This is a genomic window from Allomuricauda sp. F6463D, from assembly GCF_023015965.1.
Lineage (GTDB): Bacteria > Bacteroidota > Bacteroidia > Flavobacteriales > Flavobacteriaceae > Flagellimonas.
This window is the reverse complement of record NZ_JALKAN010000004.1, coordinates 17674-42794: the sequence shown is the minus strand read 5'-3', so window position 1 is coordinate 42794 and position 25121 is coordinate 17674. Positions and strand designations below refer to the sequence as shown.

Sequence of the window (25121 nt, the reverse complement as noted above, 5' to 3'; positions counted from 1 at the left end):
ATGTTGGATGAACTGGAGCTCTTGAAAAAAGATTGGCAGAAACGGGAGGCAAGCCTCCCCAAACTGTCCTATGAGGAAATCTATCCGATGATCAAGAAAAAATCATCGTCCATAGTAAAATGGATTTTTTACATCAGCATTATAGAGTTTATATTTTGGGCAGGAGTCAATATTATCTTTAGTGGCCCGGAGACCATGGAAGAACTCAAAGCCATGCATATTTATAAGGTAGTCATGGCTTTAAATGTCATCAATTATGTAATCATCTTTTATTTTATCTATAAATTTTACACCAATTATAGAAAAATATCTTTCACCGATTCTTCCAAAAATTTGATGAAGGCCATATTAAAAGTGAAGAGAACAGTTACCCAATATGTATGGTTCAACCTTATCATATTTACGATTAGCGCTATTATATATTCCTACGGTGTTTTGTTATATACCCCCGAAGGGCAGGAAATAGTAACCACTGCATCCCAAGATGGTAAAAGTGTTGCGTTTTGGGCACTGATCATCATTACATCCATAGCCATTACAGGTATAGTTTTATTTGTAATTTGGTTATTCTACAAACTTCTTTACGGTATTTTACTGAAAAGTCTTAGAAAGAACTACAACGAACTAAAAAGATTGGAAGTTTAAGTATCCAATTTACCTTTATAGCTGTAACGTCTTTTTTGATTTTCCTCTTCGTAGGCCAAAAGCTCTTTTTGTGGAATTACTTTTAGGAAAGAGGGGTGTTGTTCAATGGCATATTCTAACTTTTCCAATATGGCATCAATAGATTCATTATCGTAATCAATATCCAAAGGTTCTTTTATATGCATGGACTGAAGAATTCCTTTCTTTTTAACACGAAGACCTTTTTTATCAAATGAACGTCGAAATCCATCGATAACCACGGGAACCACAACTGGCTTATATTTTTTAATAATGTGGGCCGTACCTTTTCGCAACGGTTTCCAAGGAGTCGTGGTTCCTTGGGGAAAAGTAATTACCCAACCATCATCCAGAGCTTTTCCTATATTGGAAATATCACTAAACTTTACTTGTCGGTTTACATTTTGTCCGCTGGCTCTCCAAGTCCTTTCAATACTAATGGAACCTGCGTAGGCCAAAATTTTTGTGAGCAGACTTTTTTTCATGGTTTCCTTGGCCGCTACGTAGTAAATATTCAGCTTTGGGTTCCAGAGATAAGCTAAATTCTTTATGGTATCGTCCCTTCCCTTTAAACTGGCATTGAACACATGAAACATAGCCACTACGTCTGCAAAATAGGTTTGATGATTACTTACAAAAAGGACATTTTTATCAGGAAGTTCCCTAATAATTTGAGATCCCTCGATCTCGAGAGTATTAAATCCCTTGTATCGTTGGTGTGTCATCATACCAGCAATACGAATCAGCCATCGTTTAAAAAATAATATATGTCCAAAAGGATTTTTCTTAAACAGACCCATGTACTATGTTAATTAGTGATTGCAAATTTACAAAATAGCCATCAAAGCACTTGTCTCAAAAGCTCTTTGATCTCGCTCAACATCATTGCCGTGGCTCCCCATACCGTATAACCATTTAATTTAAAGGCTGGTACATTTATATTTTTCGCATAGGATGTGCTTAAAATTTCTTGAATATGGTTGGAATCATCCAAGAAATCTCTAAGATATACCTCAACTAGACTCTCCACCTCACTTTCCTGCTTTACAAATGGTCGGGGATTTGGATAGATTCCAATGTAGGGTCTAACCAAAAAATTGCTTGGCGGAATGTAAACTTCACTAAGTTCTTTGATTACCTTAATTTCTTTTGGCTGCACGCCAACTTCTTCATAGGTTTCCCGCAAAGCCGTATCCATTAAATCCCTATCTACCTTTTCCACCTTTCCGCCCGGAAATCCAATTTGATTGGAGTGCACCCCTTGATACACTTTTCTTAGGATCAACAATAATCGAGTTTCGCGGTCTACATCTGGATAGAACAATGCCATAACTCCTGCTTTTCTTGGATGCAGATTCTGAACCCTATTTTTTTTTAACCATTCAATACGAAGTTCAGGAGACATTTTATTATGGGAATCTTCTCCTGGAAGAGGGAGATTTTTTAATTTTAGGGCTAGTTGAGAAAAATCATTAAAATCCATACTGTTGAGACAATCGACTTTAACTATAAGTATACTATTTCTTTCATTGGTTTCCTGCGGAGAATCCCCCAAAAAAGGGAATGACAAAGTTGAGGAAAATATTGCAAACTTGGACACCATTGCTAAAATTGAAGTGGATTCCTCCACTGTGGAAAAAGAAGAGGAAGAAGAACCATTTAAGCTTACTGAGGAAAATGCGATTGACTTCTTTTTTGATTATGCAAAATCCTTAAAGAAAAACAAGGTGAAGATTACCACTAACATGGGAAGCTTCAAGATTCAATTATATGATGATGTACCCTACCACAAAGCCAATTTTATTTATCTGGCAAAACAAAAATATTTTGACAGCACACAATTTCACAGGGTGGTAAAGGACTTTATTATACAAGGAGGCAATTCCGATGACCGTAATACCGCTCGCAAACGTGGAAAAATAGGACGTTATTTGCTTCCTCCTGATGCTAAAAAAGGATATAAACACCACAGAGGAACTATTTCCATGCCCAGTAGCGAAAGAAACAACCCACACAAATTAGCTTCGCCTTACGAGTTTTTTATTGTGGTAACCAACCCAGGGTCATACCATCTTGATGGGTCTTACACCCCATTTGGACGTGTGGTGGAAGGTATGAATGTGGTAGATGCAATCAATGATGTTCCGGTAGGCGATGGTGATTGGCCTTGGAAAAGTGTCTATATTCTTAAGGCAGAAGTATTGTAGGCTTATCTCAATTAGGTCCACAACTTGTCATCATAGCTTTTTAAAAGAGTTCTCAACCATTAAACTGTTTCACTTCTGGCACGCGCAACCTTCGTATGGGAAACTTGCATCCCTTTGGTAACGGAAACAACGTACAGTGAAGACACCGCATTTAATCAATATTGAAGAAATTTAGGAACAAAAGCTTTAATTAATCTTTTTGTAGATACCGGGCAGACGCACATCAAACTTCACGGCAATCAACCTGAGCACAATGACCACTAAAACAGCTGCAACATAGGCATAGCCCTCTTTAACTGGAAATTTCATAAATAAAAAATAACTTGTTCCGCCCATTAGGCATGCAGTGGCATAAATCTCCTTTCTAAAAATAACAGGAATCTCATTGCAGAGAATATCACGTGTTACGCCACCAAAACAAGCCGTCATGGTTCCCAAAAAAACACACATAACGGGCAACAATTCTGCTTCCAGTCCTTTCTCCACCCCGACCATGGTATAGAGTCCAATCCCAATGGTGTCAAATAAGAACAATGACTTTCTGAGATACTTGAGCTTATTTACAAAAATGATGGCAAAGACTACTGAAATAAAAATAGTAATCACATAGGTTAAATCTTGCATCCAACCGACCGGTGTGTTACCAATAAGCAAATCCCTGAGGGTACCACCTCCAATAGCAGTGACGAAAGCAATAATAAACACTCCGAATAAATCCAGACGTTTTTCCATGGCCACTAAAACTCCAGAAATTGCAAAGGCAACGGTTCCTAAAATATCAATAGTTTGATACAACATGCTTACATTTTTTGCGTGTAGTAGTTATAATCCTTTATGATCACATCCACAAATTCAATGGGCTGCAAGGTGGTTTGCACGTCCAAAACCTCTTTTATCCGTTTGTCCAAAGAAACAATAATTTTATGGTTTCCATTCAGTTTAGCTGTATCGTACAATTCTTTGATGGTTTGCATCTCTTGGTCCTTAAAAAGGGTTACCTGTGGAAAGATAGGTTTGTATTCTTCAGACAATTCGCGCAACAGTGTATCTTTTAACGATACTCGCTTCTTTTCACTGATTACAGTGGTACCTGCTGCAATGTCTCCAATGCGCTGTCCTTTTCCCCGAATTAGAATCGTTAGTACCGCAGCACCTCCTGAGGTTAGGCCCACATCAATGATTCGCAATGCCCAACGAACAAAATAATTGCCAAAATTAGGTTTGGAACCATCCAATTTCACCACCCGAAGGTTCATCGCACTTTTACCGATCGTCTTCCCGTCCATGAGTGTTTCTAAAAGCAGATAGTAAAAAAAAGCGGGTAAAGAAAGTATCAAATAAAAAGCCCATTGATCTTCTAGATCAATATCCAGCGATATTAAAAAAACAATCATTAAAATAGTATAGCAGAAAATGACAAAACCATCAATAATATATGCAACCATGCGCTCACCAAGGTGAGATGTATTTTGGTTGATGGTTATATTTTGGGCCGTTTCTATTTGAAATTGTTCCATATTTTAGTTTCTTTACTTACAAACCATTCTAGTTAATGCGCGAGGCCGCTTTTGTTAGGCAAAATAAGGATAAATGGGCCGCTTTTGAAAATGCCCTGCTCCATAAAGGGCAACTTCACCCTGATCAACTTTCGGATCTTTACATTGAGATCACCGATCACCTGAGTTATGCAAAAACATTTTACCCCGGGAGCAACACACAAATGTACCTAAATTCACTTGCCTCCCAAGCACATCAGAAGATCTATAAGACCAAACGAGAGTCCAAAAACCGTATTGTCCATTTTTGGAAAACCGAATTTCCGACGATGTTCAAAAATCATCATCGTGAACTGTTGATTTCATTCTTGGTCTTTGCTTTTTTTGTGATGGTCGGTGCATTCTCCTCTGCCAACGAAGGGGATTTTGTACGCTCCATTTTGGGCAATGGTTATGTAAATATGACCTTGGAAAATATTGAAAAAGGAGACCCTATGGCTGTTTACAAAGAGCAAGGAGCTTTTAATATGTTCTTGGGTATAACCATTAATAATATTAAAGTGGCCATATATGCATTTGCCTTTGGAATTTTTTTAGGAGTAGGTACGCTTTATATCTTGCTTCAAAATGGAATTATGCTTGGGAGTTTCCAGTACTTCTTTTATGAAAAAGGACTTCTATGGGAATCTGCTCGGACCATCTGGATCCATGGAACTATCGAAATATCCGTAATCATTATTGCGGGCTGCGCAGGGTTGGTTTTGGCCAACGGCATTCTTTTTCCCGGCACCTATACCCGATTGGAATCTTTTAAAAGAGGTGTGAAAAACGGCCTTAAAATAATGGTAAGTACCGTACCTTTCTTTATCATCGCAGGCTTTTTGGAAGGTTTTGTTACCCGTCACACAGAAATGCCCGATTGGCTGGCAATTTTCATCATATTGGCCTCATTGACATTGATTATATACTATTATATTATTTATCCTAACCAAATCTATAGAAAAACCACTCATGCAGACATCCAATAAATATATAGAATTTAAAAAGCAGCGCGAATTGGGAGATGTGCTTTCCGATTCATTTGCCTTTATCCGGAATGAGTTCAAACCTTTTTTTAGGACGGTTTTAAAAATAGTAGGCCCCTATATCTTGGTCATGTTGATCTCCATGGGGTTTTATATGTATACCATTGGTGACATTTTTAATTTAAGTACCATTGGTACCACTACGGGGTCCACATATTCCCCAATTATAATGGTTTTGGCCGTAGTTGCACTAATGATAAGCTCTATAGCGGCCTATGTGCTTGCACAGGGCACAGTGCTAAATTATATAAAATCATACATCAACAACAAAGGAACCACAGATTATGACGAAATCCATAAAGGCGTTTACGGTTCCTTCTGGTCCCTTATCGGCTTGGGCATTTTAGTGGGCTTATCGGTAATGATGGGTATATTCTTTTGTGTAATACCTGGTGTTTACCTTGCTGTTCCACTATCCATTTCCTTTGCAATTTTAGTCTTCCTTAAAAAGGATGTATTGGAATCCTATCAATACAGTTTTAACTTAATCAAGGAGAATTGGTGGATCACATTCGTTACCCTTTTTGTTATCTATATTATTGTGGCCGTAGCTTCCTATGCATTTAGTTTGCCCGGTGTAATTTATATGTGGATTAAAATGGGGATATTTTCTGGAGAGATGGATGCGGAAAACTTCAATATTTTTAATGACCCAATATATCTGATACTGAACATTTTGGGCACTTTGGTACAATTCTTAATGAACATTATTTTTTTGGTGGCCACTTCCTTGATATTTTTCAATCTCAACGAAAAGAAAAATTTTACCGGTATTTTTGAACGTATCGATAATCTTGGGAAATCTTCAGAGGGATAGATGCGCAAAAAACTGATCTTGTCATACCTACTTTTTTCTTGGACAATCCTTTTTGCCCAAAATGATACTATTGTCAAGTATGATGAGTCGGACGTTACCCCCATCGGGTTCACAAAAGAAGATTTAGGCAACTACAACAGTGATAGTGCATTCAATTACGAAGAGGTTAAAGTGGAAAACAACTGGTGGACGGATATCACCAACTGGTTCTACAATATAGTACGCCGTTTTTTTGAATGGATTTTTGGCGTGGGGAATGCGGAAGGGTATTTGGCCGTTTTTTTGGAGATTCTCCCGTATCTGCTCCTTGCACTTTTCCTTTATTTGGTGATTCGCTTCTTTGTAAAATCCAATATGCAAGGTGTTGGGAAAAACAAGAAGAATCCGAATGTAGTTTCGCTATCCGAAGACGAGCACATCATCAAAAATGAGGATATCCAACAGTTGATCAAGAACGCATTGAATGATAAGAATTATCGTCTTGCCATAAGATATTATTACCTCTTCATCCTACAATTATTATCGGAAAAAGAACTGATAGACTGGCAACAACAAAAAACCAATGATGATTACCTTGAGGAACTCTCAGAAAGTAACCTAAAAAATGCTTTTGGAAAAACCACCTTGCTCTATGATTATGTTTGGTACGGTGAATTTGAAATTGACAGGGAACGCTACCAACAAGCGGAAGTTGTATTTGAATCCTTAAAAAACACATTGACCAATGTCTAAAAAAGGATGGATTTACATAGCGATCGGTGCTTTGACCCTTGCCATTATATTGGCCATGGAATACAACAAACCAAATAAAATAAACTGGTATCCCTCTTTTGTAGCCCATCATAAAATACCGTACGGCACTTATGTATTGAACGATTTAATGGAAAAGTACTTTCCAAACAAGGTACAACAGATTCAAAAACCCCCTTTTGAATTCCTAACCCGAACCGACTCCATAAAAGGTGCCTATTTTTTTGTGAACGAATCTGTTTCCTTTGAAGAAGCTGAACTTAATGCCTTGTTAGATTGGGTACACCAAGGCAACAAGATGTATGTGGCTTCCAATTCTTTTGAAAGAAAATTATTGGACACCCTGAATTTGAACCAACAAAATGTCTACAACAATGGTCAATTGGAGCCTCTTTTTTATTATAAGCTTGTAAACCCAAAAATCAACCATAATAGGGTCGAATTCACCAAAGATTATTACACCACAGCTTTTGACCAAATAGATACGGTTAGGACCACGGTTCTTGGCCAAGTTTACACGCCCGGGGATAGTACTGAAACCATTAAAAAACATGTAAACGCCATAAAACAACCTTTTGGGAAAGGTGAAATTGTCCTAACTTCTTTTCCAAAGGCATTTACTAATTACTTTATACTGAAGGACAACAATTTGGAGTATACCTCAGGTCTATTGTCCTATTTGGATAGAGATGGCAATATTTATATGGACAACTTCCACAAATCGGGGAAATCCTTTTACACTTCCCCCATGTACCTCTTTTTAAACACCAAGGAATTCAAATGGGCCTATTACCTTATCCTCATTGGATCGCTCATTTATATCATTTTTGAAGGAAAAAGAAAACAGCGCGCCATTCCGGTGGTAACCCCATTAAAAAATCAGTCCATGGCATTTACACAGACCATTGCTGATATGTATTTTGAAAAAGGAGAACTACAATTGATAACAAAACATAAAATTGATTACTTTTTGGAGTATCTCCGTTCCAAACTACATATCGCCACACAAAATCTGGAAGATGAAACATTTTTGAGAAATCTGGCCATGCGCAGCAACACCGAACTGGAAGAAGTAAAAAACTTGATGGGATTGATCGGAAAACTAAAGACCAAACCAAATGTGTCTGAAATAGAATTGAAGAATCTGAATAAAAAAATACAAGCATTTAAAGCAAACGTTGATGGAAAATAACGACTTGAACTTTGACAATAGAGTTCCCTTGGATGAATTACGGGACACCGTGGAACAGATAAAAAAAGAACTCTCCACTATAATCGTGGGACAAAAGGATTTTATAGAACTATTGATCATATCCATTTTAGCAGATGGGCATGCATTGATTGAAGGTGTTCCCGGTATTGCAAAGACAGTGACCGCCAAACTTTTTGCCAAAACACTCAAAACAGAGTTCAGCCGTATCCAATTTACGCCTGATCTAATGCCCAGCGACATATTGGGAACATCCGTTTTCAACACCAAGACTACAGCGTTTGAGTTTCAAAAAGGTCCCATCTTTTCCAATATTATTTTGATAGATGAGATTAACCGTGCGCCTGCCAAAACGCAGTCCGCCCTTTTTGAGACTATGGAAGAACGCCAGGCCACAGTAGATGGCACCACATACAAAATGGGGGAACCGTTCATGGTATTGGCCACGCAAAACCCCATTGAGCAAGAGGGCACTTATGCACTCCCTGAAGCACAACTGGACCGTTTCCTATTTAAAATCAAAGTAGATTACCCCTCGGTTGAAGAAGAGGTTGTTATTCTACAAAACCATCACGAGCGCAAAGGAGAAAAACCCCAAGACCAAATTAAGGCGGTACTCACGCCTAAAAAACTATTGGAATACAAAAAGAACATTCATGAAGTGGTGGTGGAACAAAAATTACTGGACTACATCGCCAACATCATCAACCAAACAAGAAACCATCCCCATTTGTACTTGGGTGCCTCTCCAAGGGCATCGATTGCAACACTCACAGCGGCCAAGGCATTTGCCGCCATATCCGGACGGGATTTTGTAATACCTGAGGATGTAAAAAAAGCATTGGTCCCTGTACTGAACCATAGAGTGATATTGACCCCGGAAAGAGAAATGGAAGGAATGACCACCGAAAATGTAGTTTCCATGATTGTAGAGTCTGTTGAAATTCCCCGATAAACATGGCATTCCTCCAATCGCTGTACATACACAATGTTTTCTTTAAGTACATCGCCGTGCTATCGGCATGCTTTGTGATTTCCTATTGGGTGCCGTTGTTGTATCCCATAGCGTGGTTATTGGTGTATGTCCTAGGGGCACTTTTCTTTTTTGACCTCTACTTGTTGTATGCCACACCAAAGGCCATCAAAGCGCATCGAAACTTGCCCCAAAAACTATCCAATAGCGATCAGAATATCTTATCGGTACATCTGGATTCCAAATATCCTTTTAAAACAGAAGTTTCCGTAATTGAAGAGTTACCCGTTCAATTCCAAAAAAGGGATTTTGAACACAACGCCCATCTAAAAAAAGGTGAGCCACATTTTTTTGAATATTCCGTACGGCCGGTGGAACGTGGCGAATATGTTTTTGGCAACCTGATTGTTTTTGCCTCCTCTCCCCTGCGCATCGTCAAAAGGAAGTTTGTGTTCCAAAAAGACCAAATGGTACCCGTGTATCCCTCCATCATTCAAATGCAGCAATATGATTTTTTGGCAACAAGCAATCGACTTACAGAATTTGGACTGAAAAAAATTAGGCGCATAGGCCATACCCAAGAATTTGAACAAATAAAAGAATATATAAAAGGGGATGATGTCCGCACCATAAATTGGAAAGCCACTGCTAAAAAGAACCAATTGATGGTAAACCAATACCAAGATGAAAGGTCGCAGCCTATATATTCCATAATTGATACCGGCAGGGTCATGAAAATGCCCTTTAATGGTTTGAGCCTGTTGGATTACGCCATCAATTCGGCATTGGCTTTTTCCAATGTGGCACTAAAAAGAAACGATAAAACGGGGTTACTCACCTTCTCCAAAAAGATTGAAACCTTTGTGCCCGCCATTCAGAAAATCACGCACCTCAACACCATTATGGAGAATTTGTACAACATCTCCACAACCTTTTCGGATTCCGATTTTGGACTGTTATATGCCCAGGTAAAGCGCAAGGTGAACCAACGAAGTCTATTGCTCCTATATACCAATTTTGAGCATATTTCAGGGTTAAAACGTCAACTACCATACATCTTGGCCATGGCCAAAAAACATGTTTTGGTGGTTATTTTCTTTGAAAACACGGAATTGGAATCCCTTATTGCTGAAGAAGTGGAAGATCTACAAGCGATCTATCACAAAACCATTGCGGAGAAATTTTCTTTGGAAAAACGGCTGATGCAGAAAGAACTCCAAAAATATGGTATCCAAACCATTTTGACGAGACCTGAAGAACTGACAGTGAACACCATCAATAAGTACCTGGAAATAAAAGCTAGGGGTATTATTTAACGGAAAGCTGCTGGTTGGATATTCCCAAGGTATGCAAAGATGGGAGCTTGCCTTCCAACACAACAAATTCAGTATGCGAATGAAGAAACTGCTTTTGTTTTTTCAAGTTCAGATTGGAATAACGACCTCGCAGTCTTTTTTGGTCATCCTTTTTTGAGAACAAATCTATGGTCACCCCTACTGTGACACCTCCTAGAATTGTGGCTGCCAAATCATCATTGTCCCATCCATTTTCGCGTTGTCCGGCATCAACAGCTTCTTTTCCCAACCCAATAAGGGTACTTCCTGCCACGGAACCCACGAAGGTCCATATTCTATTCCCGTCTGAGGCTTGCTTGGCAATTCCGGCCCCTGCAAGGCCAAAAAGGTTACCTCCTAAAAAATGAAGTGCTTTGTCCCGTTCCACTTGGCCGTAGCAATGTGAAGCGAGCACAAAAAAGAGTAGTGTTGGGATTAGTGTTCTCATTGCGCGGCATAAATGTATTAAAAGTTTATTAAACTCTTACCCACAACATTTCAATAGTCCTGAACTTCGGCTTTTGCTTTATTGAATTCAACCATTAAATCGGTCACAATATCCGCTGCGGGCTTTATATTATGAATCAATCCGGAAACTTGGCCAATCTCCAGTTCACCTTCTTCCATATCACCCTCGAACATACCACGTTTGGCCCTTGCCCTTCCCAATAATACTTTTAGCTCCTCTGAAGAAGCACCTTTCGAATAGGCATTTTGTACATCTTGAAAGAACTTGTTTTTCAGTAATCGTACAGGTGCCAGTTCTTTTAAGGTGAGCTGTGTACCCCCTTCTTTGGCGTCTACCACCTTTTTCTTGAAAAGTTCGTGGGATGATGCCTCTGGAGAGGCTACAAACCTGCTCCCAACTTGTACCCCATCGGCACCCAACACCATGGCGGCCAGCATGGCCCTGCCCGTGGCAATACCGCCAGCTGCAATTAAGGGTACTGTTATTTTTTCTTTAACGGAAGGAATCAGTACCATCGTGGTGGTCTCATCCCGACCATTATGTCCCCCGGCTTCAAAACCTTCGGCAACAATAGCATCTACGCCGGCTTCTTGTGCCTTTAAGGCAAACTTAACGCTACTGACCACATGCACTACAGTAACTCCTTTCTCTTGAAGAAATTTTGTCCATGTTTTAGGGTTTCCCGCCGAAGTGAACACGATTTTTACGCCTTGCTCAACGATAATGTCCATCAATTTTTCAATGTCGGGGTACAACATGGGAATATTGACCCCGAAAGGCTTATCGGTCGCCCCTTTACATTTTATAATATGTTCCTCCAATACTTCGGGATACATACTTCCGGCCCCTAACAAACCCAGTCCACCTGCATTGGAAACCGCGGAGGCCAATCGCCAACCACTGGCCCAGACCATTCCGCCCTGTATTATGGGGTATTTTATTCCAAAAAGCTGTGTGATTTTATTTTGCATAAACGTGTTGTGCTTCAGTTTAAATGACAATAATATAAACAAAATGGTCAAGAGACCTGCCCTAGGAAATCACTCCTGACCCCACCAACTCATCATCAAGGTACCAAGCGGCAAACTGTCCTTCTGTAATAGCGGATTGCTTTTCCTTGAAATCTACATATAGGCCATTCTCAACTTTATATAGCGTTGCTGCTTGCAAGGGTTGGCGATATCGAATTCTTGCCATGACCTCCATGGTTTCATCTACCTCCAAAGCTAAATCGGGACGCACCCAATGCAGCTCATCCTGTTTTATAAACAAGGTGTTTCGCAATAATCCAGGATGTGATTTGCCCTGCCCAGTGTAAATAATATTTTTATTTACATCGGTTTCAATGACGAACAAAGGCTCTTTGGTACCGCCCACGTTCAACCCTTTACGTTGCCCAATAGTGAAATAATGGGCGCCTTGGTGCTCGCCTACCACTTTCCCATCCTCTTTGGAATACACGGGCTTTTCCGCTTGGAACACCAATTTTTCCCTTTCATTTTGAAATTCTGGGATTGTGGTAGAAAACTGGTCTGCATCGCTAGGAACCTCAACGATAATACCTTTTTTGGGTTTTAATTTCTGTTGAAGAAATTCGGGCAAATGCACCTTTCCTATAAAGCATAATCCTTGGGAATCCTTTTTATCGGCGGTGATCAAACTGTTTTTTGCCGCTATCTCCCGTACTTCCGACTTTAAAAGCTCACCAATGGGAAAAAGTGTTTTGGACAACTGCTGTTGTGAGAGTTGACAAAGAAAATAAGATTGGTCTTTGTTCGGGTCTTTCCCCGATAACAATTGATAGGTTTCGGTACCGTCTTCATTTTCGATGGTTCCTTTTCTACAGTAGTGTCCCGTTGCCACATAATCGGCTCCCAACTGCAAAGCGATTTTAAGGAACACATCAAACTTGATTTCACGGTTGCACAACACATCTGGATTGGGGGTCCTCCCCCTTTCGTACTCATTGAACATATAATCAACAATACGCTCCTTATATTCTGCACTTAAATCTACCGTTTGAAATGGTATACCTAACTTTTCGGCAACAATCAAAGCATCGTTACTATCCTCCAACCAAGGGCATTCCTCAGAGATGGTCACCGAATCATCATGCCAGTTCTTCATGAACAAGCCAATCACCTCATACCCCTGTTCTTTAAGAAGATATGCAGCAACACTCGAATCCACCCCTCCCGAAAGTCCAACAACAACCTTTTTCATGATACTTATTTTGGAGTACAAAAATACAAATTGAAGGCCATTAAAATATTAAAGATCTCATAAACGAAAATGACGCCTTAGATAACCTCAAGTTCATCTACAATGTATTTTTTGTTAAAGTTTTACGATAAAATGTTAAACATTATTGACGATACTTTGTTTAAGAATATATTTACTTCGTTAAACAAAAAAATAGCACAAACATGAAAGCACTTAAATTTTTTAGCAAACTGACATTACTTTTATTGATGGTTTCCTTTACCGCTTGTTCCGATGACGATGACGTTACCATGGATCCTACAGAGGAAGAGTTGAACATTGTTGAAGCCGCTCAGGCAACCACAGAATTGAGTACATTGGTAAGCGCATTGATCAAAGCGGACGAAAGCGCAAACAATGACCTGGTAGCTGCTTTAAGCAGTGAAGGAACGTTTACCGTTTTTGCTCCAACAAATCAAGCATTTAATGATTTACTCGCACAACTTAATGGGTTTGATTCGTTGGATGATTTTAGTTCCCAACAATTACAAGATCTACTTGCCGTAATTCTAACCTATCATGTGGTAGCGGATGCCGCCGTTCTATCTTCAGATCTAAACGATGGACAGACAATAACCACGCTACAGGGATCAACCTTGGAAGTATCCACACAAGGTGGCGTTTTCATTGATGATGCTACAACGGTTGATGCACAAGTAACCACCGCAGACATTGAAGTTTCCAATGGTGTTGTACATATTATAGATAAGGTTTTATTGCCTCAGACTATATTGGACGAATTGGCTGACATTATTTTGGTACCCATTACAGATTTGGCCATAGGAAATGAAAACTTACAAAATTTGGTTGCTGCACTTGTAGCAGCAGATGGGGATTTGCCAACGGTATTACGTGGCGATGGACCTTTTACGGTTCTGGCCCCAACTGATGATGCGTTTGAAACCTTTTTGGATGGCGCTGAACTATCGGATATTCCAGTTGATATACTTACCAATGTATTGTTGAACCACGTAATCAGCGGGGAAGTTTCTTCTACCGATTTAACTGGACTTGGTTCGGGATACACTAGCACTTTGGCTACAGGAGCGGGCGATCAGAACGTAAGTTTGTTCTTCGATACCACTAATGGTGTTAGCTTTAATGGTGTATCATCTGTTGTAACTCCAGATGTACTTGCATTAAACGGCATTGTACATGTTGTAGATGCGGTAATCAATATACCAAATATTGTTGACCATGCGGTTGCCAACCCTGGACTTTCATCTCTCGTAGGAGCCTTGACCGATGGCGGTAATACAACATTTACCGATTTACTTTCCAATGAAGAAGAAACTTTTACAGTATTTGCCCCAGGTAACGATGCGTTCAGTGCATTTACAAATCCAAATTCCAATGATATAAATGTCATCCTTTCCAACCATGTAGTAGTGGGTGCAGCAGCATTTTCTTCAGGCTTGACCAACTCCTATATAAATACTGCCGCTGAGTTTGCAGATGATGAAAACGTAAGCCTTTACATTAATGTAGATGACGGTGTAACTTTAAACGGAATAAGTAATGTGGCAACCGCGGATATTGTAGCAAGTAACGGAGTAATACACACTGTTGATACGGTTATCGACCTCCCAACGGTAGTGACCTTTGCTACAGCTGATCCAAATTTCTCAACGTTGGTACAGGCCTTGACCGACCTGACACCAAGTACAGATTTTGTAGACGTATTGTCTGCCCAAAATGGTGCAGGAAGCGATCCATTTACCGTGTTCGCCCCTACCAATACCGCATTTGATGCCCTTGCAAGTATTCCTGCAGAGGCCGATTTGATTCCAATTTTGCAACACCATGTTGTAGCCAATGCCAACATACGTTCTGGAGATTTAACCGATGGTATTTCAGCTACCACTTTGGAAGGAGATGATATTACCATTAATCTTCCAGGCACTGGAGACAATATTGCAGACATAACGGATGGTGCCGGCAACAACGGAATTGGAATTGATGCTGTTGATGTACAGGCCATCAATGGTGTTATACATGTAATAGATACCGTTCTTATACCGGATACCACAAACTAAGTTTAAATTCATAAAAATTGAACCGAAAGCCCCTTCAAAATTAATTTTGAAGGGGCTTTTTATCGAGCGATATTTACCGTTTATCGATGACACATCAACATGCGTTCATTTACCAACAAAAACAGACTGTTTTACAACTATTAATTTTTTGAAGTCAGGTAATGTCCCATCTTTGGAGTCCCAAATCTTATCAAACTAAACCTGTAAATGGTAGCTCCCCCAAGAAATCTTGGAGGAGCTTTTTTTTTTACCCAAAAGTATTTTTTTTCAGGATTATCTTTTACCTGATTTCTTTTGCTCTTCTGCTTGTTCCATCATCTCACGCATTTTACGCTGGAACTTGTTTTCCTTTTTGGGCTTTTTCTTATTCTCTTGAATCTGGGCATGGATTTTATCCTCATTCAAAATGTAGTTTTTAATTGCCAACATGATAAAAATGGTGATCAAATTAGAAACAAAATAGTACAAACTCAACCCACTGGCGTAGTTGTTAAAGAAGAACAACATCATAATGGGCGATAGGTACATTATAAATTTCATGTTCGGCATACCCGGCTGCTGTTGCATCTGCATACTTTGACCCGTTGTCATCTGCATATAAAAGAATATGGCTACCGATGCCAATATCGGAAACAGGGATACGTGGTCTCCATAGAACGGTATTGTAAATGGCAACTCAAAAATAGTATCGTAAGAGGATAGGTCTTCGGCCCATAAAAACGGTTTCTGTCGCAATGCAAATGAGGTAGGGAAGAACATGAACAGGGAATAGAAAATGGGCAGCTGTAATAATGCCGGCACACAGCCACTCATGGGACTGACTCCAGCCTTATTGTAAACCTTCATGGTTTCCTGCTGTTTTTTCATCGCATTATCCTTGTACTTTTCGCTTATTTCCGAAATTTCTGGCTTTAACACCTTCATCTTGGCCTGGGACAAATATGATTTATAGGTTACGGGAGAAAGTGCCAATCGAACCAAAATAGTCATGATAACAATGGCAATACCATAGGGCAAAAATGAACTTAAAAACGTATAAAATGGTGTAAATACATATCTATTGATCCAGCCGAAGATTCCCCATCCAAAGGGAATGGAATCCGCCAACCCTAAATCTTTATAATCCTCCAACACTTTTACATCGGTTGGTCCATAATACCAATACATACTTTGTGACAATTCACCGCCTTGAAAATCTAAAGGAGCGCGCGTGCTGTATTCCTTTGTAAAATGCAATTCTTTACTTTCTTCCTCAACTAAATTGGCAGAAGTTAAATCAGCCGTTTTAAAATGATTATCCGTTGCCAGAATGGTACTAAAAAAGTGCTGTCTATAAGACAACCACTTTATATCCACTTCCGTTTCCTCATCAAAGTCACTGCTTTCTGAAAGCTTACTGATATTACCATCATCGTGATTATAGGTTAAACGGGTATAGCGATTTTCGTACTGTACACTTTTGTTATGACGTATACCCTTTAGGTCCCACTCCAACACAACCGGATTGCTCGTGTTAAAAATTCCACTCAACCCTTGTGAACGGACCGTAAAATCCACCAAATATTCATTGGGCTTCATTTCATAGCGGTACTCCAAAAACTGGTTGTTGGCCACTTTGGCCTTCATGGAAAGTACATGATTGTCCCCACTTTGGGTAAGTGAAGGCTCAAAAAACAAATCTGCCGTACTGAGCACTCTATTGTCGGTAGTCGTAAAGTTCAATGCAAAGTTTGCATTTCCATCCTTCACCAAATATACAGGAACAGAATCGTAGGTTACAAAATTCTTCATTTTGGCTTCAACAATCTGTCCTCCTTTATTGGAGACCTCAAGCTTAAGTACTTCATTCTCAAGGATAGTGGTTCCATCTGTAGTTTGGGTAAAACCAAATGCCCCGACAGTGCTTTTATATTGTGCCACTGCGATAGAATCGTTGGGATCGATAGCTTTGGTTTCTTGGACAGGTACTTTTTTGACTTCTTCCTCAACCACTTTTTTCTGAGCTTCAACCAGCTCTTGTTCCGCTTTTTGAGCCTCTAATTCTTCCGGTGTGGGTTGATTTTGATAGAACATGTAAACAAGTATCCCAAAAATCAGTACAAATCCAACAATGGATTTAATATCCAGCTTCTTTTCTTCCATGAAAATTATTTAGTAGAAATATTTTATTGGTATTCCAGATGGCAAATATATGCCCAAAACCCCATTTTATGCCAAACTGGCATTGTTTTGTTTCTGCTTTTGAATCAATACTGCTTTTACAAACCCAACAAATAACGGATGCGGGTTGGCTACCGTGCTTTTATACTCTGGGTGGTACTGAACCCCTACAAACCATGGGTGTGAAGGAATCTCCACGACTTCCACCAGTCCGGTTTTAGGGTTTAGCCCAGAAGCTACCAATCCGGCCGCTTCCATTTGCTCCTTGTATTTATTGTTGAATTCGTACCGGTGCCTATGGCGCTCCTCTATGTCCGATGCACCATACACTTTATTGACCAAACTACCCTCTAATAAGTGACAGTCCCATGCTCCCAAGCGCATAGTGCCTCCCATATCGGTAATGGATTTTTGTTCTTCCATCAAACTTATTACAGGATCAGGTGTCTCTTTATCCATTTCAGTGGAATTGGCTTTCTCTAGTCCAAGTACAGTACGTGCAAATTCGATAACCGCCATTTGCATCCCTAAACAAATGCCTAAAAATGGTATATTGTTTTCCCGGGCAAACCTAACGGCAGCGACCTTCCCTTCTATGCCACGTTCACCAAAACCGGGCGCTACCAAAATACCGTCCAAGTCTTTTAGTTGTTTTTCGATATTAACTCCAGTAAGGTGTTCTGAATGGACTGATCTTACTTCTATCTCGACCTCATTGGCGGCACCTGCATGGATAAAGGATTCTTGTATAGATTTATAGGAGTCGGGAAGTTCCACATACTTTCCTATCAGTCCGATCACAACTTTATCCTTTGGGTTTTTGTGCCGTTGCAAAAATTCTTTCCATTGATCTAGGTTCGGTTCCGTGTTATTCGGCAAGGCCAATTTTTCCAAAGTAACTGTATCCAGTCCTTCTTCTTGCATCAATAATGGAACATCATAAATGGTAGATGCATCAATGGATTGGATTACTGCTTCTTTTCTCACATTACAAAAAAGGGCCAATTTTTCCTTAATATCTTCTGAAATATTATGCTCGGTCCTACAAACTAGAATATCTGCCTTTATACCGCTCTCCATCAAAGTTTTGACCGAGTGTTGGGTCGGCTTCGTTTTCAACTCACCTGCTGCAGATAAAAAAGGAACCAAGGTAAGATGTATTACAATACCATTATGTTCACCTAGTTCCCAAAGCAGTTGTCTTACAGATTCTATATAGGGCAAGGATTCAATATCGCCTACAGTACCACCTATTTCGGTAATAACGATATCGTAATCACCACTTTTTCCCAAAATTTGGATACGCTCCTTTATCTCGTTGGTAATATGTGGCACAACTTGTACCGTTTTACCTAAAAATTCCCCCCTACGTTCTTTTTCGATTACACTTTGGTAAATCCTACCTGTAGTCACATTGTTAGCCTGCGATGTACGCACGTTCAAAAAACGCTCGTAATGTCCAAGATCCAAGTCGGTTTCTGCACCATCATCGGTTACATAACATTCGCCATGCTCATAAGGGTTCAGCGTTCCTGGGTCAACGTTGATGTATGGATCTAATTTCTGTATGGTGGTACGGTATCCCCTGGCTTGCAGTAGTTTGGCCAAGGATGCGGCAATAATTCCCTTTCCTAATGAAGAAGTAACGCCTCCCGTAACGAAAATGTACTTGGTATCTGACATATTGATCATTCTATTACGGGGCGTAAAGTTACTAATTGCAGGATAAAAATCAGGTAGATTTTCGAGGAAAATCTTTTTGCAATTTTCTGATCATGGGTTCCAGGTTGTTATCCTTAACAGTAAGCATGGTATTTAAGTAGTCACCCAGCTTCCCTTTAGGAAATCCTTTTTGTCGGAACCAGACTAAATATGGGAGTGGCAAATCCACCAAGTAACGTCCTTTGAACTTACCAAAGGGCATTCTATAATGTGCCAGCTCCAACAACTGTTTTGAATCGGGGCGTATTTCCATTTGTAGGCCTAAAATACTATCTTTCCCATAACAAATCCTCAAAATGAAGCGTAGAAATTTTATTGCCGCAGCCGCAGTTGGCTCCGCAGGTTTGGCTTCCGTGCCTGTATTGGCTGCTAGTAAAGGCCAGTCCAAAGCGTTTAAATTAAAACACAACATCAACCACAGTGTATGCCAGTGGTGTTTTAATGATATACCATTGGAAGATTTTTTAAAAACGTTGAACCAATTAGGAATCAAGGCTATTGATTTAGTGGGACCGAAAGACTGGCCAACACTTAAAAAATATGATATTCATTGCTCCATGTGCAATGGTGCGGAAATTAGTTTGACCGAAGGATGGAACAACCCTAAATTCCATGAGCAACTTATAAAAAACTATACTGAAATGATTCCCAAGGTTGCCGAAGCAGGATACACAAACCTTATCTGCTTTAGTGGTAACCGCAATGGCATGAACGATTACGTAGGTCTTCAAAATTGTGTGGACGGGCTTTCACAAATTATCCCCTTGGCCGAAAAGCACGGCGTGGTCATTCAAATGGAACTTTTTAACCAAGTAAACCATCCCGACTATATGTGCGACAATTCCCTATGGGGCATAGAACTTTGCAAACATTTGGGAAGTGATAATTTTAAATTATTGTTTGATATATACCATATGCAAATTCAGGAGGGTGATATTATCCGAAGCATTCAGAACTATCACCCCTATTTTGGGCACTATCATACGGCCGGTGTACCGGGCAGACATGAGATTGATGAGACCCAAGAGCTCTACTACCCCGCCATTATAAAAGCAATACATGAAACTGGTTTTACAGGTTATGTAGCCCAAGAGTTCATTGTTTCTTGGGAAGATAAAATAGAGGCTTTAAAAGATGGGTTTATGCGATGTGATATTTGATACTTATATCTATTGAAAAAAGGTAGGTTTAAAAATGCTTTAAAAACGAGCCTGTTTGGAGGAATAAAGATTATCCCCTGATTCGATTGGTTAGACTTTCTGCAATCTTATAGTTCCATTCGATTTGTTTTTCACGATTTCTGGAGAAATTGGTCTCCCAATCATATTGCTCCTGATATTTTTGAAGCTCCACCAGAATGTCCTTGTAGATTTTACGAACCTCCGATTTAACATCATCTGAAAAGGAAGTTCGTCGTAATTTTTCCCTCATTTTTCTTGCAAAAAGTTCCGTAATATCAAAATGAAGTTGTTCGTGGGCCAGGATATTATCATTACACAGTTCCGGCCTATACCAGGATTCATTGGGATAGAAATAAGCGTTTACCTCAAAATCCAGATGTACTTCGTGATGCAATAGATTGGCAGAATAAGAATAACTGATACCACTTGCTGTAATTGCTGCTGATTCTGCGGCCGGCGGCACCTTTCCCTTAAAATCGGCCCAAGTGAGCCGCTTGCTCTTTTCCCATAGGACCCCCTCCTCGATTTCTTGTGTATAACCCAAAAAACCAGAAAAAAGAATACACCCTATGAAGATTATTTTATCCAATTAAAATCGATTACTTTTTCAATATCCGGGTGCAAACTATAATGCACTGGGCACGTATTGGCCGTATGCACCAAAATTTTTCGGTGCTTTTCAGAAACCGACGATGGCAATTCCAGCTTAACTTCAATTTTGGAAATCCTTCTTGGGTTTGCGGCCATATGTTTGGTTACCTCAGCAGTAGACCCCGATAAATCCACATCCATATCGCGTGCCTTTATTCCCATCATGGTCATCATACAATTAGCCAATCCGGTTGCCACGGTATCCGTTGGTGAAAATGCTTCACCTTTACCATTGTTATCAAGTGGGGCGTCAGTAATGTACTCGCTTCCGGAACGCAGGTGTACACAAGTGGTACGAAGATTTCCGTTATAAGTTACTTTTGCTGTCATTTGGCTCTACTTCTTTAATTCTAAGGTTATCGTATTCCAAAATATAGCAGGCACGATTAAAATAACCGGAACTCCAATCATTAATATAATCAAAACCATTTGCTGCGTACTCGGTTAAACCGATATATTTTGAAGTTTCAAAGAGGTTCTTTTTGTAAGCTAATTTCAACAGCACATCCATGGTCACATCAAAACCACGGATTGCATACCTATCAGGGAGGTTCCCATTATATTTTTGGCTGTATGCTTTTGTGAAGGTGTCATTTCCAGATTCCCTGTAAAACGATGGGTAAGTAAAGTTAAGGTTGGACAAATGGGTCTTGGACACTGCTTCATTTTCAAAAGCTGCATTAAAACTTGTCGTGAACATCCGCACCTTTATCTCTTTGTTTTCATCCGTTTGTAGCATGGAAGTGGTGTTGGACGAGTTCAATATAGAAGTGATACTAGCGACCATATTGGGTTGGTCCGTTTCCAAAAACACCCAGTTTTCTTTCTCTTCGGAAAGTTGGATTAAAAATTGATCTAAATGCAATGATTTATTGTCAATCACCTTAGCTATTTGGGCTGTAGGAAATCTACTCAATATAGAATCATATGCTTCCTGATGGGTAGAGTCCGCTATTATTATGATATTTTCATCCTTATGTTTCTTTTCCATGTAGGACAAAAGCTTATCTCGAAGTACAACATCGCCCGGTACGGAGAAGAACACATTTCTGTGACTTAATTTGCTGTTGGAAGAAATAGGGGCGATTACCGGAATGTTCTTTGCCGCAGCTTGCACGGCTACTTCATCTAAAGGACCTTCGGCCAAAGGACCGATAACAGCATCGACTCCTGCTAAATTTTCCCTAAAAAGTATCTCTTTTACCTTAGCCTGATCTAGTTGGGTATCGTAGGTTTTAACATCTACCGAAATGCCTAATTTTTTAATGGAATCCAAAGCCACCATAGCACCTGTATAAAACCCAAGGCTCAGTGCAAGGTCCCTTCTGCTCCTAATCAATTCTTCTGCTTTTTTCGGGTCATTTACATTTACCCTATCCAACCGGAAAGGAAGCATGAAAACCAATTTAGGTCTATTTTCAACATTAATACTGTCTATCAACTTGAACTTATCCAAGACCAATGCATTTTTCACCTCCAATTCCGCTGCCTTTTCTTTGGGCAATTTTAGAACCATTCCAGCTTTTAGTCCGTTTTCCAAATCGGGGTTCAAACGGAATAATTCATCTCTTGTGATTTTGAGGTTTTGTGTAATCCTGAAAATATTTTGTTTAGGCTTTACCTCATAAAAAACATAATTATCGGTGTTAACCACACTGTCTTGGTCCTTCTTTTTTGGTAAGCGCACCACCATACCCTCCTTAAGGCCACCTTCTTTCACAATCTCTGGATTGAGCCTAACAATGGAATCTGTAGGAATCCCATATGCTCTTCCCAAACTGTAAAGCGTCATTTTTGGTGGTACCGTATAGGAAGTAAAGATTTCCGTTTTTTGCTCCTTAAGGCTATCACCTTTAGGTCGCGGCAATTTTAATTCTTCTCCGGACGCTAGGTAATTTGTGTTCTTGTCCAATTCCGGGTTTAGAATCAACAGGCTATCTACGCTAATACCATATTTATGGGCAATACTCCATCGGGTCTCTTTGGGCTGTACCGTATAGATTTCAAAGTCTATCTCTTTTTCCTCATTGGGGTCGACCTCAGGAAACACAGGGATTTGAAGCACCATTTTGCGTTCTAGTGTTTCAGAATATAATCGGGTATTGTATCTTTTAAGTTGTTCTTCGGTGATATCATATTTCTGTGTAAGACCAAAGATAGTTTCCTTTCTTTTTACCCTATGGCGAATAAAACGGATTGGTTTTACTTGTTCCTCTTCTTGTTTTTCTTGCTTGGTTTCTGTCTTGTTCTCAACAGGATTTCCATTCAACGGGATTATAAGCATTGTGTTTTCCCTAACGTCGGAAGCACTTTTAATCTCCTTATTAGCCTGCAATATACTGTAAGGCGTAACCATATATTTTTGAGAGATACTCTTTAAGGTTTCCCCCTCTTTTACAGCGTGTGTTGCGTAGTTTTGTGCAGAAACCGGTACCATGGCCATCAAAAAGACCATGGTAAAAACCAGTTGTAACATATGTTTTTTCATTCCCATTCTATAGTTGCTGGTGGTTTTGAACTAATGTCGTACACCACTCTATTAACGCCTTTAACCTTATTTATTATATCGTTCGAGGTCTTTTGAAGGAACTCGTAGGGCAAATTCACCCAGTCGGCCGTCATTCCATCGGTACTTTCAACAGCCCTGAGCGCTACACATTTTTCGTAGGTACGCTCATCTCCCATAACCCCTACACTATCTACGGGCAAAAGCATGGCTCCGGCCTGCCAAACCTTATCATAAAGTCCCCATTTTTTAAGTCCATCAATGAAAATGGCATCCACTTCTTGTAAAATAGCGACTTTTTCCGGGGTAATATCACCCAAAATCCGGATTCCCAAGCCAGGACCTGGAAATGGATGTCTACCAAGAATAGATTCCGACATTCCCATACTAGCTCCTACCCTTCTCACCTCATCCTTGAACAACATTTTCAAGGGTTCCACTACTTTCAGCTTCATATAGTCGGGCAAACCACCTACATTATGATGGCTTTTAATTACCGCTGATGGTCCCCCACTCGCTGAAACAGATTCAATTCGGTCGGGGTAAATAGTTCCCTGAGCCAACCATTTTGCGTTTTCCACTTTATGGGATTCATCGTCAAAAACCTCTATAAATACCCTTCCTATTATCTTTCGTTTTTTTTCTGGATCTGATTCACCTTTCAAGGCATCCAAAAAACGTGCCGAAGCATCAACACCTTTTACATTAAGTCCCATATGCTCGTATTGGTCCAAAACACTTTCGAACTCATTTTTACGCAAAAGCCCGTTGTTTACGAATATACAGTACAGGTGCTCACCAATGGCTTTATGCAACAACATTGCCGCTACACTGGAATCCACCCCGCCGGACAAACCTAATATTACCTTTTCGTCACCAATTTCTTCTCTAAGCTCCTCCACTGTGGTTTCTACAAAGGCATCTGGGGTCCAATCTTGTTCCAAACCAGCAATGTTCACCAAAAAGTTTTCCAACAGTTTTTTACCATCTTTTGTATGGTACACCTCAGGGTGAAACTGAATACCGTAAGTGGTCTCACCATCTATTTTATAGGCTGCGTTCTCCACATCGTGAGTGCTTGCCAATCGAATGCCACCTTCGGGAAGTTCCTTAATAGTATCGCTATGGCTCATCCACACTTGACTTCCCTCATCAATGCCCTGTAAAAAATTATCTTCTGAATTTGCATAGGATAAATTGGCCCTACCATATTCACGAGTTGCAGATGGCGCCACATTCCCACCATGAAAATGGGACAAATATTGTGCACCATAGCAGATTCCCAATAAAGGTATTTTACCCTTTATTTCGGACAAATCGGGATGAGGAGCCTTTTCCGAACGCACTGATGATGGCGAACCAGAAAGTATAACAGCCTTATACTCCGATAGGTCTTCTGGCAGTTTATTATAGGGTTTAATTTCTGAATAAATGTTGAGTTCCCTAACGCGTCTTGCGATCAGTTGTGTATACTGGGAACCAAAGTCTAGGATAAGTACGTTGTTATGCATGGGCAAAAATAGCAATTTGCTTTAGTTGCAAAAGTATCTTTTAAAGGATATTTAAGACAAGTTTTTAACTTAAGTAATTACCATAGGT

The 25121-nt window shown here is 39.9% G+C and carries 24 protein-coding genes; 10 read left to right on the top strand and 14 right to left on the bottom strand.

Annotated elements, in window-relative coordinates:
• The first annotated feature begins 3 nt into the window (after nt 1-3).
• Nucleotides 4-645 (top strand): hypothetical protein, encoded by a 642-nt coding sequence (locus tag MWU56_RS15210; protein ID WP_410548948.1) that lies wholly within the window; start codon nt 4-6, stop codon nt 643-645.
• Here the strand turns inward: MWU56_RS15210 and MWU56_RS15205 are convergent.
• Nucleotides 642-1463 (bottom strand): lysophospholipid acyltransferase family protein, encoded by an 822-nt coding sequence (locus MWU56_RS15205; RefSeq protein ID WP_247045834.1) that lies wholly within the window; start codon nt 1461-1463, stop codon nt 642-644. The two genes, MWU56_RS15210 and MWU56_RS15205, sit on opposite strands and share 4 nt — an antisense overlap.
• Before the next feature lie 41 nt (nt 1464-1504).
• Complete coding sequence (locus MWU56_RS15200) at nt 1505-2146, bottom strand: NUDIX hydrolase (protein WP_247045833.1); 642 nt, start codon at nt 2144-2146, stop codon at nt 1505-1507.
• A gap of 4 nt (nt 2147-2150) precedes the next feature.
• On the opposite strand from MWU56_RS15200, the gene MWU56_RS15195 reads away from it, so the two are divergent.
• Nucleotides 2151-2870 (top strand): peptidylprolyl isomerase, encoded by a 720-nt coding sequence (locus tag MWU56_RS15195; protein WP_247045831.1) that lies wholly within the window; start codon nt 2151-2153, stop codon nt 2868-2870.
• A gap of 186 nt (nt 2871-3056) precedes the next feature.
• Here the strand turns inward: MWU56_RS15195 and MWU56_RS15190 are convergent, their stop codons facing one another.
• On the bottom strand, nt 3057-3668 hold the full coding sequence (locus MWU56_RS15190; RefSeq protein WP_247045829.1) for a trimeric intracellular cation channel family protein: 612 nt from the start codon (nt 3666-3668) through the stop codon (nt 3057-3059).
• Between the two features lie 2 nt (nt 3669-3670).
• Nucleotides 3671-4387, bottom strand: a complete 717-nt coding sequence (locus MWU56_RS15185; protein WP_247045827.1) for an RDD family protein — start codon at nt 4385-4387, stop codon at nt 3671-3673.
• Between the two features lie 35 nt (nt 4388-4422).
• On the opposite strand from MWU56_RS15185, the gene MWU56_RS15180 reads away from it, so the two are divergent.
• The 6 genes from MWU56_RS15180 to MWU56_RS15155 are packed head-to-tail and all read left to right on the top strand — an operon-like array spanning nt 4423 to nt 10517.
• Nucleotides 4423-5394: a stage II sporulation protein M gene (locus MWU56_RS15180; protein WP_247045826.1), complete on the top strand. Its 972-nt coding sequence runs from the start codon at nt 4423-4425 to the stop codon at nt 5392-5394.
• Entirely contained in the window at nt 5378-6268 is an 891-nt protein-coding gene (locus MWU56_RS15175) for a hypothetical protein (RefSeq protein ID WP_247045824.1), read from the top strand. Before MWU56_RS15180 ends, MWU56_RS15175 begins: the two co-directional genes overlap by 17 nt.
• Nucleotides 6269-6286: 18 nt before the next feature.
• Nucleotides 6287-7000: a DUF4129 domain-containing protein gene (locus MWU56_RS15170; RefSeq protein ID WP_247045822.1), complete on the top strand. Its 714-nt coding sequence runs from the start codon at nt 6287-6289 to the stop codon at nt 6998-7000.
• Nucleotides 6993-8210, top strand: a complete 1218-nt coding sequence (locus MWU56_RS15165; protein WP_247045821.1) for a DUF4350 domain-containing protein — start codon at nt 6993-6995, stop codon at nt 8208-8210. The genes MWU56_RS15170 and MWU56_RS15165 overlap by 8 nt, the downstream gene beginning before the upstream one ends.
• The gene (locus MWU56_RS15160; RefSeq protein ID WP_247045819.1) at nt 8200-9183 is read left to right on the top strand and encodes an AAA family ATPase; all 984 of its coding nucleotides are present in this window, start codon (nt 8200-8202) and stop codon (nt 9181-9183) included. Before MWU56_RS15165 ends, MWU56_RS15160 begins: the two co-directional genes overlap by 11 nt.
• 2 nt (nt 9184-9185) lie before the next feature.
• Entirely contained in the window at nt 9186-10517 is a 1332-nt protein-coding gene (locus tag MWU56_RS15155; RefSeq protein ID WP_247045817.1) for a DUF58 domain-containing protein, read from the top strand.
• Here MWU56_RS15155 and MWU56_RS15150 read toward each other — a convergent pair.
• The 3 genes from MWU56_RS15150 to mnmA form a co-directional block, all read right to left on the bottom strand.
• Nucleotides 10510-10983 carry a hypothetical protein gene (locus MWU56_RS15150; protein ID WP_247045816.1) on the bottom strand — a complete coding sequence of 158 codons (474 nt, stop codon included), beginning with the start codon at nt 10981-10983 and terminating at the stop codon, nt 10510-10512. The two genes, MWU56_RS15155 and MWU56_RS15150, sit on opposite strands and share 8 nt — an antisense overlap.
• Nucleotides 10984-11033: 50 nt before the next feature.
• Nucleotides 11034-11975 carry an NAD(P)H-dependent flavin oxidoreductase gene (locus MWU56_RS15145; RefSeq protein WP_247045814.1) on the bottom strand — a complete coding sequence of 314 codons (942 nt, stop codon included), beginning with the start codon at nt 11973-11975 and terminating at the stop codon, nt 11034-11036.
• 61 nt (nt 11976-12036) lie between these two features.
• Complete coding sequence (gene mnmA / locus MWU56_RS15140) at nt 12037-13227, bottom strand: tRNA 2-thiouridine(34) synthase MnmA (protein WP_247045812.1); 1191 nt, start codon at nt 13225-13227, stop codon at nt 12037-12039.
• Between the two features lie 203 nt (nt 13228-13430).
• Here mnmA and MWU56_RS15135 point away from each other — a divergent pair, with 203 nt between their 5' ends.
• Nucleotides 13431-15302 (top strand): fasciclin domain-containing protein, encoded by a 1872-nt coding sequence (locus MWU56_RS15135; RefSeq protein ID WP_247045810.1) that lies wholly within the window; start codon nt 13431-13433, stop codon nt 15300-15302.
• A 273-nt stretch (nt 15303-15575) separates the two neighbouring features.
• Here the strand turns inward: MWU56_RS15135 and yidC are convergent, their stop codons facing one another.
• The 3 genes from yidC to MWU56_RS15120 all read right to left on the bottom strand — a co-directional run bounded on the left by yidC (nt 15576) and on the right by MWU56_RS15120 (nt 19437).
• Complete coding sequence (gene yidC / locus MWU56_RS15130; protein ID WP_247045808.1) at nt 15576-17444, bottom strand: membrane protein insertase YidC; 1869 nt, start codon at nt 17442-17444, stop codon at nt 15576-15578.
• Between the two features lie 66 nt (nt 17445-17510).
• Nucleotides 17511-19145 (bottom strand): CTP synthase, encoded by a 1635-nt coding sequence (locus MWU56_RS15125; protein ID WP_247045806.1) that lies wholly within the window; start codon nt 19143-19145, stop codon nt 17511-17513.
• Nucleotides 19146-19194: 49 nt separating this feature from the next.
• On the bottom strand, nt 19195-19437 hold the full coding sequence (locus MWU56_RS15120) for a DUF3820 family protein (protein ID WP_247046039.1): 243 nt from the start codon (nt 19435-19437) through the stop codon (nt 19195-19197).
• A gap of 43 nt (nt 19438-19480) precedes the next feature.
• Here MWU56_RS15120 and MWU56_RS15115 point away from each other — a divergent pair, with 43 nt between their 5' ends.
• Entirely contained in the window at nt 19481-20344 is an 864-nt protein-coding gene (locus tag MWU56_RS15115) for a hydroxypyruvate isomerase family protein (RefSeq protein ID WP_247045804.1), read from the top strand.
• A gap of 70 nt (nt 20345-20414) precedes the next feature.
• Here the strand turns inward: MWU56_RS15115 and MWU56_RS15110 are convergent, their stop codons facing one another.
• From MWU56_RS15110 to guaA, 4 genes are read right to left on the bottom strand one after another with little or no spacing between them, the layout of a single operon-like run.
• Complete coding sequence (locus MWU56_RS15110) at nt 20415-20954, bottom strand: DUF922 domain-containing protein (RefSeq protein ID WP_247045802.1); 540 nt, start codon at nt 20952-20954, stop codon at nt 20415-20417.
• The gene (locus MWU56_RS15105) at nt 20942-21346 is read right to left on the bottom strand and encodes an OsmC family protein (protein WP_247045800.1); all 405 of its coding nucleotides are present in this window, start codon (nt 21344-21346) and stop codon (nt 20942-20944) included. The genes MWU56_RS15110 and MWU56_RS15105 overlap by 13 nt, the downstream gene beginning before the upstream one ends.
• The gene (locus tag MWU56_RS15100) at nt 21324-23504 is read right to left on the bottom strand and encodes a LysM peptidoglycan-binding domain-containing protein (protein WP_247045798.1); all 2181 of its coding nucleotides are present in this window, start codon (nt 23502-23504) and stop codon (nt 21324-21326) included. The genes MWU56_RS15105 and MWU56_RS15100 overlap by 23 nt, the downstream gene beginning before the upstream one ends.
• A complete protein-coding gene (gene guaA, locus MWU56_RS15095; protein ID WP_247045797.1) occupies nt 23501-25033 on the bottom strand; it encodes a glutamine-hydrolyzing GMP synthase in 1533 nt (510 codons plus the stop codon). Before guaA ends, MWU56_RS15100 begins: the two co-directional genes overlap by 4 nt.
• Nucleotides 25034-25121: the final 88 nt, after the last annotated feature.